This window comes from Pseudomonas sp. 18058, from assembly GCF_902706155.1.
Classification (GTDB): Bacteria; Pseudomonadota; Gammaproteobacteria; order Pseudomonadales; family Pseudomonadaceae; genus Aquipseudomonas; species Aquipseudomonas rustica.
This window is the reverse complement of the sequence record NZ_CACSJY010000001.1, coordinates 112,790-129,099: the sequence shown is the minus strand read 5'-3', so window position 1 is coordinate 129,099 and position 16,310 is coordinate 112,790. Positions and strand designations below refer to the sequence as shown.

The following is a 16,310-nucleotide window of genomic DNA, read 5'->3' as shown; positions in this document are numbered from 1 at the left end:
CGCAGTGAACGTCAGAAAAATACTATCGGGGCATGCCGGCGTGCATCGCTCTTTGGGGGATTGATGGATCTTTGGACCGCCTTGCAGGCACTGATACTTGGAGTTGTAGAGGGGCTCACGGAGTTTTTGCCCATTTCCAGTACCGGACACCAGATCATCGTTGCCGACTTGCTCAACTTCGGCGGCGAACGGGCCATGGCGTTCAATATCATCATCCAGCTCGGCGCGATCCTCGCGGTGGTCTGGGAATTTCGCCGCAAGATTCTCGACGTGGTCATCGGTTTACCGACCCAGCCGAGCGCGCGGCGTTTTACCGCTAATCTGCTGATCGCTTTCTTGCCGGCAGTGGTATTGGGGGTGATTTTTGCCGACCTGATCCATGAGTACCTGTTCAACCCGATCACCGTTGCGGCGGCTCTGGTCATTGGCGGCATCATCATGTTGTGGGCGGAAAAGCGTCAGCATGAAGTGCATGCCGAAACGGTCGATGAGATTCGCTGGACGGACGCCTTGAAAATCGGTTTCGCCCAATGTCTGGCAATGATTCCGGGGACTTCGCGCTCCGGCTCGACGATCATCGGTGGTTTGCTCTTCGGTCTGTCGCGCAAAACCGCAACCGAGTTCTCGTTCTTCCTCGCCATGCCAACCATGGTCGGTGCAGCGGTTTACTCGGGCTACAAGTACCGCCACTTGTTTGTGCCGGCGGACTTTCCGGTGTTCGCCATTGGTTTTGTCACCGCCTTCATCTTTGCCATGATCGCGGTGAAAGGCTTGCTGAAGTTCATCGCCAGCCACAGCTATGCGGCGTTCGCCTGGTACCGGATCGTCTTCGGTCTGGTGATTCTGGCGACCTGGCAGTTTGGCTGGGTGGACTGGTCGGCAGCCAAGCCATGAGTGATTCCCGCGCACGGCGGCCGGAAGGGCGACCTTCGGGCGGCAACATTCAGCACCCGAAATTGAAGCTGGTGGTGCTGCTGATCGTTCTCGCGCTGCCGCTGTTCGGCTCGCTGTCGATGTGGCTGCGCGGGATCTCGCTGGTGCCTTTGGCGGCATACGGCATTGTCAGCGTGCTGGCGTTCTTTCTGTACTGGGCGGACAAACGCAAGGCCCGCGCCGATGCCTGGCGCACGCCGGAGAACATCCTTCACGCCGTGGAACTGGCGGGCGGCTGGCCGGGTGCGTTGATCGCCCAGCAAGTGTTTCGGCACAAGACGCGCAAGGTGTCGTTTCAGGTGCTGTTCTGGATGATCGTTGCGCTGCACCAGGTGTTCTGGATCGACCAGATCTTCCTCGGCTCGAACCTGCTGGCCCTGTTCTAAACAAATACCGACTCCCCCCTGTAGGAGCTGCCGAAGGCTGCGATCTTTTGATTTTTCTTTTTAAACCTCAAAATCAAAAGATCGCAGCCTTCGGCAGCTCCTACAGGGGGTTAGGTTTACAGCAGTAGGCCGATCTGGGTTTTCTTGGGCAGTTTGCTTACTACCAACTGGTGCGAACGCTGCAACAATCCGCGCAGTTCCTCAGCGCCCAGCGGGTAGGGCGGGTGCATGATGATCCACTGCGCCCGCGCCAAATACGGCGCCGGGTGAATTCCCGGGCGGTCGCAATGGCCGAGGAACAGATCCTTGTCGACCTTGAACGCCAGCGAATCACCGCGCAGTCCCTGCAAGGCAAACATCTTGTTGCCGGCAATCGAGAACACGCGCACGCCGCCCCATTTGTAATCTTCCCGAGCACCGGGCAGGCCCAGGCAAAACGCGGCGACGTCCGCTTCGCTCATTTTTCCTTTCGTCATAGCAACCGCTCCCCACAGGCATTGAACGACTCGACCAGATGATCGATCCACGCGCGCACCGCCGGCATCACCCCGCGACGATGCGGGTACACCGCTTGCAGCCAGCCGCCGGGCAGCGACCACTCCGGCAGCATCTGCACCAGCGTGCCGTTTTCCAGTTCGCTTTCGCAATACATCATCGGCAACAGCGTAAAGCCCTGACCGGCCAGTACGCAGGCTTTGCGCACCACAAAATCGTCGATCCCCAAACGTGCTTCCATGCTTAGCTCGAAGCTCTTGCCGTGTTGATCGAGCAAGCGCACATGCACCATGCGATCAGCTTCCAGCGCGCCGAGCACCGGCAGATTTTTCAGGTCTTGCGGATGTTCGATCGTCTTGCCTTCAAGAAAAGCCGGGCTGGCGATCACCACCATCTGTGCCTGACGCAATCGCCGAGTCACCAGCAATGGATCTTCGTCACCCAGTTCTCTGACGCGCAACGCGACATCAATCCCTTCGGTGACCAGATCCACCCGGCGATTGAGCAGCACCACTTCCAGTTGTACCTGCGGAAATTTGCCGAGAAAGTCGCTGATGACCATCGGCAACATTTCATGGGCCAACCCGGTAGGGCACGACACGCGCAATCGACCGCGCGGTTCGCTGGACATGCTCGCCACGGCCTCGTCAGCCATTTCCGCTTCCAGCAACATCGCCTGACAGTGGCGCAGATAACGCTCGCCGACCGCAGTGAGATTGAGCTGGCGTGTGGTGCGCTGCAGCAGACGCGCGCCAAGGCGCTCTTCGAGTTCGGCAATTCGCCGCGACAGTCGTGACTTGGGAATGCCCAGCAAACGGCCCGCCGCCGCAAAGCCACCGGCCTCGACGACTTTGGCGAAATAGTAGAGATCGTTGAGATCTTGCATCAGGGAAATCCAACTGTTCTATCAGTGGGACAAACTATCGCATTGTCGGCGGCTAATCATCCATTGGTTTCTTGCGTAGGATTGTCTCCATTCAGTCGCCACAGGCGATTCATTCCAGGAGATTCCGCATGAAACTGCTGCATATCGATTCGAGCATTCTGGGCGACAACTCGGCTTCCCGTCAGTTGAGCAGCCAAGTCACCAAAGCCTGGCAAGCCGCCGAGCCGAGCGCCGTGGTTACTTACCGCGACCTGGCCGCTGACGCCATCAGCCACTTCTCGTCGACCACCCTGGTTGCCGCCGGCACCACCGCTGAACTGCGCAACGCCGCACAACAGCATGAAGCCGACCTGAGCGCGACCACCCTGGCCGAATTCATCGCTGCTGACGCGATCGTTATCGCCGCACCGATGTACAACTTCACCGTGCCAACCCAACTCAAAGCCTGGATCGACCGCATCGCCGTTGCCGGCCAGACTTTCCGTTACACCGAAGCCGGCCCTGAAGGCCTGTGCGGTGGCAAGAAAGTCGTGATCGTGTCCACCGCTGGCGGCATCCACGCCGGTCAAGCGAGCGGCGTTGCTCACGAAGACTACTTGAAGCTGGTGCTGGGTTTCCTCGGCATCACCGACATCGAAATCGTTCGCGCTGAAGGTCTGGCGTACGGCGACGAAGTACGCAACAACGCGATGACCGCTGCTCAAGCGAAAATCAGCGAGCAACTGTTCGCCGCTGCGTAAGGCTTGCGTAAAGAACAGCTGTTGTTCAGGTAACACCCAAAAAACTCTGTATTCTGGTTCTGCAAGGGCCAAATACGGAGTTTTTTGTTTCTGACTGTTACATAATCTGGCCCGGGTTATGCAGTTAAACGAACAGCGTCTGAGTGTATTGCCATCGCCTAAAGCCGAATCCTCGGCGCTTGGGCCTTCGCAACACGGCGGATCTTTCGATTGAGTAACAACAGGGTGGGGCATCCGATGATGCGTCTTTGTGCAACGTTACTGATTTGCCTGCTAGGCAGCCTGAATACAGTGCACGCCGCCCCCGGGTTGCATCCACGCTGGAGCGTCGGCTACCACGAGATGACGTTCCTCGATCCACTGGATCTGCAACCGATGCGCGCCATCGCCTTCTATCCTTCCAGCGATCGCGAGCACACCGCGCTGATTGAGGGCTACACAGTCGAGGCGGGTGAAGACACCAAAATCGCCATTGGCCGTTTTCCCATGCTGATGTTGTCCCATGGCAACACCGGGACGCCGCTCGCATTGCATGACCTCGCGACCTCACTGGCGCGTAAAGGCTTCGTCGTCGTAGCGGTCATTCACCCCGGCGACAACTCCAAGGATCACAGCCGGCTCGGTACCCTCAGCAACCTCTACGGGCGGCCGATCCAGATATCCGAAGCGATTACCGCCACGCTTGGCGACCCAATGCTTGCGCCATTCGTCAACGCCGACCAGGTCGGGGTGATCGGCTATTCGGCAGGCGGTGAGACCGCGCTGATCCTTTCGGGGGCGCAGCCGGATCTGGATCGCTTGCGTCGCTACTGCCAAGAGCGTCCTGACGATCGCGACGCCTGCAACACTAAGGGCGAGTTGATAGTCGATCGCGATGATTTGCAGCCTGTCGCCGATCCGCGCGTACATGCCTTGCTGTTAATGGCGCCGCTGAGTCTTAAATTCGGCCGTCATACCTTGGCCGACGTGCATGTGCCGGTGCTTCTTTATAGCGGTGATGGCGACAAACTGGTGGCTTTCGACAAAAACGCCGCCGCGCTGGCGCGCAAACTGCCGACCGCGCCGGACTTCAAGTTGCTGGCCGGGGCAGGGCACTTTGTGTTTATGGCGCCGTGCACTGAAGAGCAGCTCATGGCGATGCCGGCGTTGTGTACCGACGCTGATGGTGTTGATCGAGAAGACATTCACCGCAACCTGATCTCCGAGGCTGGCCGGTTTTTCTCGCATGCGCTGGGTAAACCGACGCGGGCCGGGATGCAGACCGCGGATCAATAACCCGATCTGCGCTACACCGACGTCCCCTGTGGGAGCGGGCTTGCTCGCGAAAGCGGTGTGTCATTCAACCCATGCGTTGTCTGATACGGCCCCTTCGCGAGCAAGCCCGCTCCCACAGTTTTGATCGCATTTCAGGCCTGGGTTGTTGCTCGGCGCTTGAGCAGCAGGGTCAGCCCCAACCCGATCACCGACAGCAGCGCCGCACTAAAGAAAATCCACGAATACCCAAGATTCAACGCCACCGCGCCCATCAGCGGCCCGGCAATCGCCAACGCCAGATCAAAGAACACCGCATAAGCCCCAAGCCCCGAACCACGGCTGGAACTCGGCACGCGTTTGATCGCCTCAACCCCCAGCGCTGGATACACCAGCGACAGGCCAAACCCCGCCAACCCGGCGCCAATCAAGGCGAACGCGGTGGAGGGCGCGAGCCACAACATCACCAGTCCCACAGTCTCGATGGTCATGCAGGCAATCGCCGAGGTAAAACCGCCGAAACGACTGATCGCTGAGATAAACAGCAGTCGCGACAGAATGAAGCACACGCCAAACACCGTCAGGCAGTACGCCGCGCCACTCCAGCCACGGTTGAGGTAATAAAGCGTGATAAACGTGGTGAGTGTGCCGTAACCGATCGACGCCAAGGTCAGGCTCGCGCCGAACGGGGCAATGCGCCCGAACACTGCCCAGAACGGCAGACGTTCGCCACGAATCACCGGTACCGAAGGTTTGTTGCGGATCAACAGCAGCGCGCCGGCGGCCAATACCGATAGCGCAATCCCGAGACTGGCGAAACCATATTCAGCGACCATCACCACGCCCAGCGGCGCGCCAATTGCAATCGCGCCATACGAAGCAATACCGTTCCAGCCAATTGATTTTGCCGTGTGTTCGACGCCGACCTGGCCCATGCACCAACTGATCGTGCCGACACCAATGAGGCCCTGCGCGACCCCCAACAGCAAACGCCCGAGAATCAGAATCAGCAGGCTGGTCAGTGGAAAACTCTGCAACAGCGTCGAAAACAGGGTGAGCACGCCACTCAGCACAATCCCTAGCAAGCCATACACGATCGCCCGTTTGGTGCCGATGGTGTCCGACATGCGCCCGGCCATCGGGCGGCTGAGCAGAGTGGCCAGGTACTGTGAACCGATGACGAGCCCGGCAATGATTGCGCTGAAACCCAGTTGCTCGTGGACGTAACCGGGCAACACCGCGATCGGCAGACCGATGCAGAGGAAGGCAATAAAGGTATAGAAAACGATGGAAACGATCTGCAGGGTGATCGCCATGGAGCTTTGCGGTGGCAGTTGCTGCGCAGACATGAGGACTCGTTCGCGGGCGGCGGTGGGAGAGTTCGCATGATGGCGTGGGTGAGGGATAAAAGGAAGCAGGCTAACTATTTATCCTTGGATTAATGGCGCTGCTGACGGCCCCTTCGCGAGCAAGCCCGCTCCCACTTTCGAAGGCATTCCCCTGTGGGGGCGGGCTTGCTCGCGAAGGAGTCCGCACCGGCCGATCCCTGGCCTTGAATACAAAAAGCCCCGTCACATGGACAGGGCCTTTAACTTGCAACTAGCAGCTCAAACCTCGAAGCCGCTTTTAGAACACCACACCCTGGCTACGCAGGTAGTCATCGTAGGTGCCGCTGAAGTCAGTCACGCCATCCGGGCTCAGCTCGATAATGCGCGTGGCCAGGGACGATACGAACTCACGGTCGTGGCTGACGAAAACCAGCGTGCCCGGGTAGTTTTCCAGCGCCAGGTTCAGCGCCTCGATCGATTCCATGTCCAAGTGGTTGGTCGGTTCGTCCATGATCAGCACGTTCGGCTTCTGCAAAATCAGCTTGCCGAACAGCATGCGACCTTGCTCACCACCGGAAATCACTTTGACCGACTTGAGGATCTCGTCGTTGGAGAACAGCATGCGGCCCAAAGTACCGCGAATCATCTGCTCGCCTTGAGTCCACTGACCCATCCAGTCGAACAGGGTGACATCGTCTTCGAAGTCGTGCGCGTGATCCTGAGCGTAGTAGCCCAGTTCAGCGGCGTCGGTCCACTTGACGCTACCGGCATCCGGGGTCAGTTCGTTGACCAGAGTGCGCAGCAGGGTGGTTTTACCGATACCGTTCGGGCCGATGATCGCCACGCGCTCGCCGGCTTCAACCTGGAAGCTGAAGTCTTTGAACAATGGTTTGCCGTCGAAGCCTTTAGCCATCTTCTCGACGATGACTGCCTGGCGGTGCAGCTTCTTGTTCTGATCGAAGCGGATGAACGGGCTCACACGGCTCGAAGGCTTGACCTCGGCCAGTTGGATCTTGTCGATCGCCTTGGCGCGGGAGGTCGCCTGCTTGGCTTTCGAGGCGTTGGCCGAGAAGCGGCTAACGAACGATTGCAGCTCGGAAATCTGTGCTTTCTTCTTGGCGTTGTCCGACAGCAGTTGCTCGCGGGACTGGGTCGCCACAGTCATGTACTCGTCGTAGTTGCCCGGGAACAGGCGCAGCTCGCCGTAATCCAGGTCAGCCATGTGCGTGCACACGCTGTTCAGGAAGTGACGGTCGTGAGAGATGATGATCATCAGGCTGTTACGCTGGGTCAGAATGTTTTCCAGCCAGCGAATGGTGTTGATGTCCAGGTGGTTGGTCGGTTCGTCGAGCAACAGCACTTCCGGATCGGAAAACAGTGCCTGAGCCAGCAACACACGCAACTTCCAGCCTGGCGACACTTCGCTCATCGGGCCGAAGTGCTGCTCGATGCCGATACCCAGACCCAGCAGCAATTCACCGGCGCGGGACTCGGCGGTGTAACCGTCCATCTCGGCGAATTCGGTTTCCAGCTCGGCCACGGCCATGCCGTCTTCTTCGCTCATTTCCGGCAGCGAGTAGATGCGGTCGCGCTCGGCCTTGACCTTCCACAGCTCTTCGTGACCCATGATCACGGTGTCGATCACGGTGAATTCTTCGTAGGCGAACTGATCCTGACGCAACTTACCCAGGCGTACGTTCGGCTCAAGCATGACCTGACCACCGGACGGATCGAGATCACCGCCGAGGATTTTCATAAAGGTCGACTTGCCGCAACCGTTGGCGCCGATCAGGCCGTAGCGGTTACCCGCGCCGAATTTGACCGAAACGTTTTCGAACAGCGGCTTGGCGCCGAACTGCATCGTGATGTTAGCTGTAGAGATCAAGAGTTATTCCTGCGAAGCATTCTGAGTAGCGAGGGTGCGGCCGGAGCGCTTGGCCCGAGTCAAAGTGCGCTGAGGCGGGAAAGTCCCGGCATCAACCAAGGGGGCGCGTAAAGTTTGGCGGCAATTGTACTGGTCTGGCGCTCTTAACGATAGGGCGAACACGCCATGACCGCTGATTGGCGCACACCCGGGACAGTTTTTAACACTTACAGGTTCACTATCGGATACAAAGTGTGGCTAAAATGCCATCCATTCACCCAGCGGCCTTCAACGGCGCGGGCTCAGGGACGTGCCATTTGTAATCCGACCACTGCATCAGACGCCGGGCCAGAGGCCTTCAGGCGCGCAGTTTGTTCACTACTGACATGTGACGATTTCCGTGAAACTCATCATTGCTGCTATTTATGTCATTTCCATTGCATACGTTCATCTTCGTGGACGGGTGCGGCACAAATTGGGTCGCCAACTGAGCGATCATTCGTCGTTTCTCGCGCCGATCAACTGCTTCCTCTATCTGTTTTCGAAAAAACCGAACAAGCCTTATCTGGATCCGTCGGAGTTTCCCGATCTGAGTCCATTGCAGGAACATTGGCAGGAAATCCGTGAAGAAGGCCAGAATCTGCTGCGTGCCGGCGAGATCAAACGCTCGGATCAGTACAACGATGTCGGCTTCAATTCGTTCTTCAAGACTGGCTGGAAGCGCTTCTACCTGAAGTGGTACGGCGACAGCCATCCGTCGGCGATGAAACTGTGCCCGCGCACCACCGAACTGGTGCAAAGCATCGGCTCGATCAAAGCGGCCATGTTTGCCGAACTGCCACCGGGCTCGAAACTGGTGCGCCACCGTGACCCGTACGCCGGTTCGTACCGTTATCATTTGGGTCTCGATACGCCAAATGATGCCGGTTGCTACATCAACGTCGATGGCGAAAACTACCACTGGCGTGACGGTGAAGCGGTGATGTTCGATGAAACGTTCATTCACTACGCGGAAAACACCACTGATAAGAACCGCATCATCCTGTTCTGCGACATCGAGCGTCCGATGAAGTACCGCTGGGCGGCGGCGTTCAACGGCTGGTTCAGCCGTAACGTTATGTCCGCGGCAGGTGCGCCGAACGATGCCGGTGACCGGACTGGCGGCATCAACCGTCTGTTTGCCAGAATCTACAAAATTCGTCTGCGTGGTAAAGAGCTGAAAAAACGTAATCGCAAGCTGTACTACATGGAAAAGTGGGCGATCTTCGGTAGCTTGTTGGCGATCTTTATCCTGATCTGATGCATTTTTAGCAGTGGCGGACTCCGGTAGGAGCTGTCGAGTGCAACGAGGCTGCGATCTTCTGTTCTATAAGGTCAAAGGATCGCAGCGTGCCGCAGCTCCTACATAGCTTTTGCTCGGTCGGGTCAAATGACTCTCGCAAAAGCAACCTGTCAGTTGGCTGACGCTTTCTTCGTTTTCTTCGCTGGCGCAGCTTTTGCCTTCGGCTTCGGCGCCGCTTTACCGCCCAGACTGCGTTTCAGCAGCTCCGTCAAATCGATCACATCGGCCGTTTTACGCTCTTCCTCGCCACCCACCGTTTCGACATCCTCGATCTTGCCTTCATGGGCTTTCTTCTCCACCAGCGCCATGATCTTGTCTTCAAACTCGTCGTTGTAATCTTCAGGCTTCCAGTCCGCGCTCATGTCCTGCACCAGCCGTTTGGCCATGTCCAGTTCGCCCTTGGCCAGTTGCGGCTTGGTCACTTCACTCCCAAGCTCTAGCGTATCGAGGCTGCGCACCTCCTGCGGCCAGCGCAGCTTCACCAACACCAGCGCTGACTCCAGTGGCATCAGCGCCGCCAGGTACTGACGAGTATGTAAAACGACGCGGGCAAGGGCGACCTTGTTGGTTTTGCTCAGCGTCTCCCGAAGCAGCGCATACACCTTTCCGCCTCGTTTGTCGGGCGCCAAGTAGTAAGGTGTGTCGATGTTTTGCAGGGGAATCTGCTCGGCATCAACAAAAGAAAAGATATCAATGGTTTGCGTGGAAACCGGGTGTGCCGAACGGATTTCCTCTTCGCTGAGCACTACGTAACGACCTTTTTCATAGGCCACACCTTTGACGATATTTTCTTTGGTGACCTCTTTGCCGGTGACCTTGTTGACCCGTTTGTAGCCCACCGGATCCATGCTGCGGCTGTCGAGCCAGTCAAAGTCCACGCCTTGGGACGATGTCGCTGAAACCAGCGCGACGGGGATGTGAACCAGTCCAAAACTGATCGCGCCTTTCCAGATTGCCCGAGCCATGGTGATGATCTCCCAAGTGATGATCAGGTGACCTGTGGCCCAGCGTGAAAGTTTCCAGTGATTGCGCGGGCTCTGGGGCCAGCGGTCGTGTCTGGTTACATGTTGTTTAAAGCCTGTGACTTAACAAATGCGAACCCTGGGCGTAGCGTGGACTCGAAGGCTCTAATCCACTTGCATCGAGAGGCTGCCCCATGAACCGAATTCTGCTTGGCATCGCCGTCCTCGGCTTGAGCGTGGGTTGGGCTCATGCGGACGTCTCGGTGCCAGCCTCGACGCTGTTGCTGGCGCAAAGTCCGACCGGCAATAGTAATAATCCCTACAACAGCCCGATCCGCCGGGCCAACCCCAACAGCATGCAAGGCACTCAGCCGAGCAACCCGCCGATTCGTGGCCCGAGCACTGCGCCGACGCCGCGTACGCCCACCGTGGAAAACCGTGGCATCGGCAACGGCCAGCCGATTCGTTCGGTGCCAAGTACACCGCCGACGTTTATTCCCAATCCACCCTCACGGGGTACCGACAGCAACCGTTGAACGGCAGGACTGAGGTTCTGTCAGCCTTTCAAGCGAACATAAGGAATCGTGCATGTTGCGTAAAACCCTACTGGCCAGCCTGTGTGCCGGCGTTCTGATCAGTGCTCCGGTATTCGCCGCAGCGCCCAAAGAGCTGAAAAGCGAGCAGGGCATCCTCGAAGTCACCACGATTACTCAAGGACTAGACCATCCTTGGGCACTGGCTTTTTTGCCGGATCGCCAAGGCATGTTGGTGACCGAGCGGCCGGGCAATCTGCGTGTAGTGGGCACGGACGGCAAGTTGTCCGAGCCAATCAGTGGCGTACCGCAAGTCTGGGCCAAGGGGCAGGGTGGTTTGCTCGATGTAGCGCTGTCGCCGGACTTTAAACAGGATCGCATGGTGTACCTGTCTTACGCCGAAGGTGGCGGCAAGGGCGACAAGGCCGGCACAGCGGTCGGGCGGGGGCGCCTGTCGGATGATTTGAAAACGCTGAAGGATTTTAAAGTGATCTTCCGCCAGGAGCCGAAGCTCTCGGTTGGCAATCACTTCGGCTCACGGCTGGTGTTTGATCGCGACGGCTATCTGTTTATCACCTTGGGTGAAAACAATGATCGATCAACCGCTCAGGATCTCGACAAGCTGCAAGGCAAGGTCGTACGCATTTATCCCGATGGCCGAGTGCCGGACGATAACCCCTTTGTCGGGCAATCCGGTGTGCGTCCAGAAATCTGGTCTTATGGTCAGCGTAACCCGCAGGGTGCGGCGCTCAACCCTTGGAACGGCACGCTCTGGGAAAACGAGCACGGCCCACGCGGTGGCGATGAGGTGAACATCATCGAACGTGGGAAGAATTACGGCTGGCCGCTTGCGACTCACGGCATCAACTATTCGATGCAGCCGATCCCTGAAGCGCAGGGTAAAACGGCTGAAGGCACGGTTGCACCGCACCATGTCTGGGAGAAATCACCGGGTGTGTCTGGCATGGCGTTTTACGATGCTGACCGGTTTAAACCGTGGCAGCACAACGCGTTTATTGGTGCATTGGTGACGCAGGAGTTGATCCGGTTGCAGTTTGATGGCGATAAGGTAGTGCATGAGGAACGTTTGCTCGGCGAGCTTAAAGAGCGGATTCGGGATGTGCGCCAAGGGCCGGATGGTTATTTGTATGTGCTTACGGATGAGTCGAAGGGTTCGTTGTACAAGCTTGGCTTGAAGTAAGGCGCTGAGAACGCTCTATACCTGTGGTGAGGGGATTTATCCCCGATGGATTGTGCAGCTTCTCCAGGAAGAGAGGGCTGCTTCGCTGCCCATCGGGGATGAATCCCCTCGCCACAGGGGTTTTGGTGGCTATAGGTTTTGGGGGAATAGCACCACTGCGGCGCGTAGTTTTCCTCGGCCAAATCGGCACATTTTTTCAAACTCGCCATGGCTGACTGGCACGTGCTGGCAGTCCATCGGTTGTCGGTGCTGGCTGTGATCGACATCAGGATCATGCAGGTAAACGAAGTCCTCATCGCAATCGGTCACTACAACCCAGTGCGGTGATTTTGAGCGGGTCAGACGATAGCTGCTGATCAGCACCAAAGGCTGGCCACCGGCGTCGAGCAATCGCGGCAAATCCACTGTTGCGCCGATCACACGTTCCACATCGGTTTCTGCCAGTTGCGCAGTGAACTCTTCATGCACCAAACGCATGACGTCTTTTTTATGCGTATCGCGTACGCCATCAAGGAACAGCGGCCCCTCCAGGCTCAGCTCCAAACGCACGCGAAAACCTCTACGCCACGCCGCCAGTGCCAAACCTTGAGGGCTGCAGCCGCCATGGCCGGAGGTCATGAACACGGTCGTCGCCTCGCGCCAGATCTGTAATTCCTCACGACGCTCCAGCAAGCGTCCGGCCTGCAAGGCGCCCATGGCCATCAACAGACAGGCCGGGCCGCAGGTGAAGTCGGTGGTCTGCGCGTAGTAAGGCACCGTGATGCTGCGTGAGTCGCGGTGCTGGAGAATGCGTTTCTCCAAGCGCAACGCATCGGCATGGTCTTCGTAGTAATCGTGGATCAGCGCAAAACGCCGGTAACCGTTGCGCTCATAAAGGGCAATGGCGGTGGGGTTGTCGGTACGTACTTCCAAACGCAGATACGCGCAATCATGTTCCAGCGCGCAGGCCTCGATTTTCTGCAGCAACTGCTTGCTCAGCCCTGTGCCGCGAGCCTCGGCAGCCAGGGCTATCGAATACAGCCGCGCCAACGAGGTGCCGCGATGAAACAGTACCAGCGCGTAACCGAGCAGATGTTCATCGCGTTCTGCGACCAGCAACTGCGCATGGGCGCGCGTAATCATCCAGTGAAAACTGCGACTGGTGAGCCGATCCGTGGTGAAACATTGCATTTCCAATGCCAGCAACGCCGGCAAGTCTTCAACTACGGCCAGGCGAAAAACAGTACTCATATGACCACCGTAAAAGTTGCGTAACGAAACGAGACTTTCGTAAAACTTCGTGCTTAATAGAAAAGGTCTTGTTCTCCAACGGATCAATCTCTATGTCAGCGGTACAGGGTCATTGGCGCGAAGTATCCGAGCAAAGTTTGCCGACGGCAACTTATTTAAAACCAGCGATCAGAACCTCCAGTCAAGTGTTGATCATTGTCGAGCGCAAGGAAGATTGGGCTTCTTATTTTCCCAGCGAAGACATCGTCACCGCTCAGGAATACCTCGAGCAAACACGCGAAGCCGAGCCCGGCAAACGGGTTCAGGTGATCAACCTGTGCCGCAGCTACAAGTACTTGGGCCATGGCTATTACTGCTCGCTGCTGGCGGAAGCCCGTGGGCACAAGGTGATTCCGTCGGTGCGTACCATCAGCGAACTGACGAAAAAATCACTTTATGGCCTGGCACTGGATGACCTGGATAAAACCCTGGAAAAAGCCCTTAGTCACCACCTCTACAGCGATACCGAAGGGTTTACCCTGACACTGTATTTCGGCAGGACTCATATCGAGCCGTTGCAGGATCTGGCGCGTCAGTTGTTTGAAGTGTTTCCTTGTCCGATTCTGTTAGTTGAGTTTCGCCGAACTAACGGTTGGCACATCGAGGGCGTGAAGTCCGGTGCGTTGCACAAGTTGCGCGATGATCAGGAAGATCAGTTTGCCAATGCGCTGGACGGTTTCAGCCGTAAAGTCTGGCGTGTGCCGCGCTCGCCGCAAGTTGCGCGTTATGACCTGGCTATTCTTCACGACCCACAGGAAGCCTTGCCGCCGTCGAATCCCAAAGCACTGGAAAATTTCGTCCGGGTCGGCAAAACCATGGGCATTGATGTCGAATTGATCGAGCGCAAGGATTACGCGCGATTGGCCGAGTACGACGGGCTGCTGATTCGCGAAACCACCAGCGTCGACAACCACACCTACCGATTCGCCAAGAAGGCCGAGAGCGAAGGGCTGGTGGTGATGGACGATCCGACGTCGATCCTTCGCTGCACCAACAAGGTCTACCTGACCGACCTGCTCAACAGCCATCAACTGGGCATGCCCGCCACCGAAATCCTCTACAAGGAGCGACCCGAAGAGTTCGAACGGGTCGGCGAACGCCTCGGTTTCCCCTTGGTGTTGAAGATCCCCGACGGCTGTTTTTCACGCGGCGTGATCAAAGTCGAAAGCCAACAAGCGCTGCTCGAAGCCACTGCGGAATTGTTCGAGCACTCGGTGTTGTTGCTGGCCCAGGAATTCTTTTACACCGAATACGACTGGCGCATCGGCGTACTCAATCGCAAACCGATCTTCGCCTGCCAGTACTTCATGTCCAAGGGCCACTGGCAGATCTACAACCACAAAGCCAAAGGCCAGGACGTCACCGGCGAATGCCGAACCATGGCGATCCATGAAGCGCCGCGTGCGGTCGTCGACCTCGCGGTGAAAACTGCCAACCTGATCGGCGATGGCCTCTACGGCGTCGACCTGAAACAGGCCGGCGACAAAGTGGTGGTGATCGAAGTCAACGACAATCCAAACCTCGATGCAGGCATCGAAGACGCATATTTACAGGACGATTTGTATTCGCTGGTGCTGGAAGAGTTTGTGCGGCGGCTGGAACTCAAACGTCGCGGGCAAGCGTGGTGAGCCGCCGATGATCAGCAGTTTCTCACTGAGCCACGGCGCGTTACAGCGGGTTGAACGATTGGACGCCGAGGTGATGCTGTTCAGCAATCCCGACGCCGCCGAGCGCGACTTGCTGCACAGTCATTTCAAGGTCGATGAACATGCGTTGGCCTCGGCGCTCGACCCGGACGAAGTCTCGCGCATCGAGTTTCACCCCGATCATTTGTTCCTGATCTGGAAGCGCCCGGAAAACTATTCCGGTGGCGGCAGCCTGGCCTTTGAGGTGTCGTCCTGCGGCTTGCTGTTCGCGCCGGGGCAATTGCTGGTGATCGCCACCGACGACACGCCGCTGCATGGCCTCGGTACTCGGCAGCCATTAAACACGCCGCTGGATGTGCTGCTCGATCTGCTGTTCAACAACATCCATCACTACCTCGGTCACCTGAAGGTGATCAAACTGGTCGCCCGCGAGTTGCAGCAAAAATTCAACGCCTCGATGCAGAACCAGCATCTGGTGCAGATGTTCAACCTCAGCGAGAGCCTGATCTATTACATCAACGCCCTGCACAGCAACGGCGCGGTGCTGACACGGCTGCGTAATCACGCCGAGAAACAGCATTTTTCCAGCGAGGCGCTCGGCCTGATCGATGACCTGATCATCGAAAACAACCAGTGCTACAAACAGGCTGAAATCTACTCAACGGTGTTCTCCGGGCTGATCGACGCGCGCGGTAACCTGATGAACAACAGCATGAACAACCTGCTGCGCAAACTGACGTTGATCAACGTGGTGTTTTTGCCGCTGAACCTGATCGCGAGTATTGGCGGGATGTCGGAGTTCAGCATGATGACGGCGGGGACGCCGTGGTGGGTGTCTTATCCGGTGTTTTTGCTGGTGATGTTGATGGGGGCGGGGGGGATGTTGTTTGGGCTGAGGCGCTTGGCCAGCTGATTTGTGTTGTCTGAGCTGGCCTCTTCGCGAGCAAGCCCGCTCCCACAATGGATCTGCGCAATGGCATAGATCCCCTGTGGGAGCGGGCTTGCTCGCGAAAGCTATTTCCCAAACGCCAAAAAATCCGGATCAGCCCGCATTCGCCGAACTGCTGATCTTCCTACGCTCCCGAACCCCACGAACCACCAGATACAACAACGGCCCCACCGACACAAACACCGCCGTCAGCAACAAATAAGGCACCACCGACCAAACCGACTGCCCGCGAGCCTTGGCATCCTTGACCATCCAAACCCCGGCCAACGTCGCCAGCAGGTACAAATCAATCACCACCTGTGCCGTATCCGGCCGCGACATCAAGCTGATCCCAAAATCAATCAGCGACTGTTCAGCCTGGAGCATCACCGAAACGGTGTAACCGGAAAAAGCCAGCAAAGCCGTGAGGGGCAGGGCGACAGACATCATGCATTCCTTCCTTGAACTGATGAGCAGAATCGCCAGATTACCCGCGCCACGCAAAATTGGCCATTGACGTGCCAGCGGCGTTCAGGCTAATTTTCA

The 16,310-nt window shown here is 57.5% G+C and carries 16 protein-coding genes; 9 read left to right on the top strand and 7 right to left on the bottom strand.

Features of this window, described 5'->3' with window-relative positions; translation table 11 throughout:
- The first annotated feature begins 63 nt into the window (after positions 1-63).
- Both GVL50_RS00500 and GVL50_RS00495 read left to right on the top strand, forming a co-directional pair.
- On the top strand, positions 64-894 hold the full coding sequence (locus GVL50_RS00500; protein WP_159811358.1) for an undecaprenyl-diphosphate phosphatase: 831 nt from the start codon (positions 64-66) through the stop codon (positions 892-894).
- Positions 891-1,319, top strand: coding sequence for a DUF1294 domain-containing protein (locus tag GVL50_RS00495; protein ID WP_159811357.1), 429 nt, complete (start codon positions 891-893; stop codon positions 1,317-1,319). The genes GVL50_RS00500 and GVL50_RS00495 overlap by 4 nt, the downstream gene beginning before the upstream one ends.
- Positions 1,320-1,435: 116 nt before the next feature.
- Here the strand turns inward: GVL50_RS00495 and GVL50_RS00490 are convergent, their stop codons facing one another.
- On the bottom strand, positions 1,436-1,795 hold the full coding sequence (locus tag GVL50_RS00490) for an MmcQ/YjbR family DNA-binding protein (RefSeq protein ID WP_159811356.1): 360 nt from the start codon (positions 1,793-1,795) through the stop codon (positions 1,436-1,438).
- Complete coding sequence (locus GVL50_RS00485; RefSeq protein ID WP_159811355.1) at positions 1,792-2,700, bottom strand: LysR substrate-binding domain-containing protein; 909 nt, start codon at positions 2,698-2,700, stop codon at positions 1,792-1,794. Before GVL50_RS00485 ends, GVL50_RS00490 begins: the two co-directional genes overlap by 4 nt.
- 128 nt (positions 2,701-2,828) lie before the next feature.
- Between GVL50_RS00485 and GVL50_RS00480 the strand changes: the two genes are divergently transcribed.
- Together GVL50_RS00480 and GVL50_RS00475 are read left to right on the top strand one after the other, a co-directional pair.
- A complete protein-coding gene (locus GVL50_RS00480; protein ID WP_053119839.1) occupies positions 2,829-3,440 on the top strand; it encodes an FMN-dependent NADH-azoreductase in 612 nt (203 codons plus the stop codon).
- A 237-nt stretch (positions 3,441-3,677) separates the two neighbouring features.
- Complete coding sequence (locus GVL50_RS00475; protein ID WP_159811354.1) at positions 3,678-4,715, top strand: dienelactone hydrolase; 1,038 nt, start codon at positions 3,678-3,680, stop codon at positions 4,713-4,715.
- A gap of 131 nt (positions 4,716-4,846) precedes the next feature.
- Here the strand turns inward: GVL50_RS00475 and GVL50_RS00470 are convergent, their stop codons facing one another.
- Both GVL50_RS00470 and GVL50_RS00465 read right to left on the bottom strand, forming a co-directional pair.
- Positions 4,847-6,040, bottom strand: coding sequence for an MFS transporter (locus GVL50_RS00470; protein ID WP_159811353.1), 1,194 nt, complete (start codon positions 6,038-6,040; stop codon positions 4,847-4,849).
- A 277-nt stretch (positions 6,041-6,317) separates the two neighbouring features.
- Positions 6,318-7,904 carry an ABC-F family ATPase gene (locus tag GVL50_RS00465; RefSeq protein WP_082341426.1) on the bottom strand — a complete coding sequence of 529 codons (1,587 nt, stop codon included), beginning with the start codon at positions 7,902-7,904 and terminating at the stop codon, positions 6,318-6,320.
- 379 nt (positions 7,905-8,283) lie between these two features.
- Here GVL50_RS00465 and lpxO point away from each other — a divergent pair, with 379 nt between their 5' ends.
- Positions 8,284-9,183, top strand: a complete 900-nt coding sequence (gene lpxO, locus GVL50_RS00460) for a lipid A hydroxylase LpxO (RefSeq protein ID WP_053120461.1) — start codon at positions 8,284-8,286, stop codon at positions 9,181-9,183.
- 152 nt (positions 9,184-9,335) lie between these two features.
- On the opposite strand, the gene GVL50_RS00455 is transcribed toward lpxO, so the two are convergent.
- Positions 9,336-10,190, bottom strand: coding sequence for a Ku protein (locus GVL50_RS00455; protein ID WP_159811352.1), 855 nt, complete (start codon positions 10,188-10,190; stop codon positions 9,336-9,338).
- A 191-nt stretch (positions 10,191-10,381) separates the two neighbouring features.
- On the opposite strand from GVL50_RS00455, the gene GVL50_RS00450 reads away from it, so the two are divergent.
- Positions 10,382-10,723: a hypothetical protein gene (locus tag GVL50_RS00450; protein WP_159811351.1), complete on the top strand. Its 342-nt coding sequence runs from the start codon at positions 10,382-10,384 to the stop codon at positions 10,721-10,723.
- Between the two features lie 52 nt (positions 10,724-10,775).
- Positions 10,776-11,921 (top strand): PQQ-dependent sugar dehydrogenase, encoded by a 1,146-nt coding sequence (locus tag GVL50_RS00445; RefSeq protein ID WP_159811350.1) that lies wholly within the window; start codon positions 10,776-10,778, stop codon positions 11,919-11,921.
- A gap of 129 nt (positions 11,922-12,050) precedes the next feature.
- On the opposite strand, the gene GVL50_RS00440 is transcribed toward GVL50_RS00445, so the two are convergent.
- Complete coding sequence (locus tag GVL50_RS00440; RefSeq protein WP_159811349.1) at positions 12,051-13,151, bottom strand: GNAT family N-acetyltransferase/peptidase C39 family protein; 1,101 nt, start codon at positions 13,149-13,151, stop codon at positions 12,051-12,053.
- A gap of 92 nt (positions 13,152-13,243) precedes the next feature.
- Between GVL50_RS00440 and GVL50_RS00435 the strand changes: the two genes are divergently transcribed.
- Together GVL50_RS00435 and GVL50_RS00430 are read left to right on the top strand one after the other, a co-directional pair.
- Positions 13,244-14,818 carry a RimK family protein gene (locus GVL50_RS00435; protein ID WP_159811348.1) on the top strand — a complete coding sequence of 525 codons (1,575 nt, stop codon included), beginning with the start codon at positions 13,244-13,246 and terminating at the stop codon, positions 14,816-14,818.
- A gap of 7 nt (positions 14,819-14,825) precedes the next feature.
- Positions 14,826-15,749, top strand: a complete 924-nt coding sequence (locus tag GVL50_RS00430) for a magnesium transporter CorA family protein (protein ID WP_159811347.1) — start codon at positions 14,826-14,828, stop codon at positions 15,747-15,749.
- Between the two features lie 129 nt (positions 15,750-15,878).
- On the opposite strand, the gene GVL50_RS00425 is transcribed toward GVL50_RS00430, so the two are convergent.
- Positions 15,879-16,214, bottom strand: a complete 336-nt coding sequence (locus tag GVL50_RS00425; protein ID WP_159811346.1) for a DUF2834 domain-containing protein — start codon at positions 16,212-16,214, stop codon at positions 15,879-15,881.
- Positions 16,215-16,310 lie beyond the last annotated feature (96 nt).

What these genes read in the sequence shown, in the direction of transcription:
- GVL50_RS00500 (WP_159811358.1), top strand. Translation starts at nt 64, where the DNA reads ATGGATCTTTGGACCGCCTTGCAGGCACTGATACTTGGAGTTGTAGAG.
- GVL50_RS00425 (WP_159811346.1), bottom strand. Translation starts at nt 16,214, where the DNA reads ATGATGTCTGTCGCCCTGCCCCTCACGGCTTTGCTGGCTTTTTCCGGT.
- GVL50_RS00450 (WP_159811351.1), top strand. Translation starts at nt 10,382, where the DNA reads ATGAACCGAATTCTGCTTGGCATCGCCGTCCTCGGCTTGAGCGTGGGT.
- GVL50_RS00440 (WP_159811349.1), bottom strand. Translation starts at nt 13,151, where the DNA reads ATGAGTACTGTTTTTCGCCTGGCCGTAGTTGAAGACTTGCCGGCGTTG.
- GVL50_RS00490 (WP_159811356.1), bottom strand. Translation starts at nt 1,795, where the DNA reads ATGACGAAAGGAAAAATGAGCGAAGCGGACGTCGCCGCGTTTTGCCTG.
- GVL50_RS00485 (WP_159811355.1), bottom strand. Translation starts at nt 2,700, where the DNA reads ATGCAAGATCTCAACGATCTCTACTATTTCGCCAAAGTCGTCGAGGCC.
- GVL50_RS00435 (WP_159811348.1), top strand. Translation starts at nt 13,244, where the DNA reads ATGTCAGCGGTACAGGGTCATTGGCGCGAAGTATCCGAGCAAAGTTTG.
- GVL50_RS00445 (WP_159811350.1), top strand. Translation starts at nt 10,776, where the DNA reads ATGTTGCGTAAAACCCTACTGGCCAGCCTGTGTGCCGGCGTTCTGATC.
- GVL50_RS00470 (WP_159811353.1), bottom strand. Translation starts at nt 6,040, where the DNA reads ATGTCTGCGCAGCAACTGCCACCGCAAAGCTCCATGGCGATCACCCTG.
- GVL50_RS00475 (WP_159811354.1), top strand. Translation starts at nt 3,678, where the DNA reads ATGATGCGTCTTTGTGCAACGTTACTGATTTGCCTGCTAGGCAGCCTG.
- GVL50_RS00495 (WP_159811357.1), top strand. Translation starts at nt 891, where the DNA reads ATGAGTGATTCCCGCGCACGGCGGCCGGAAGGGCGACCTTCGGGCGGC.
- GVL50_RS00480 (WP_053119839.1), top strand. Translation starts at nt 2,829, where the DNA reads ATGAAACTGCTGCATATCGATTCGAGCATTCTGGGCGACAACTCGGCT.
- GVL50_RS00455 (WP_159811352.1), bottom strand. Translation starts at nt 10,190, where the DNA reads ATGGCTCGGGCAATCTGGAAAGGCGCGATCAGTTTTGGACTGGTTCAC.
- GVL50_RS00430 (WP_159811347.1), top strand. Translation starts at nt 14,826, where the DNA reads ATGATCAGCAGTTTCTCACTGAGCCACGGCGCGTTACAGCGGGTTGAA.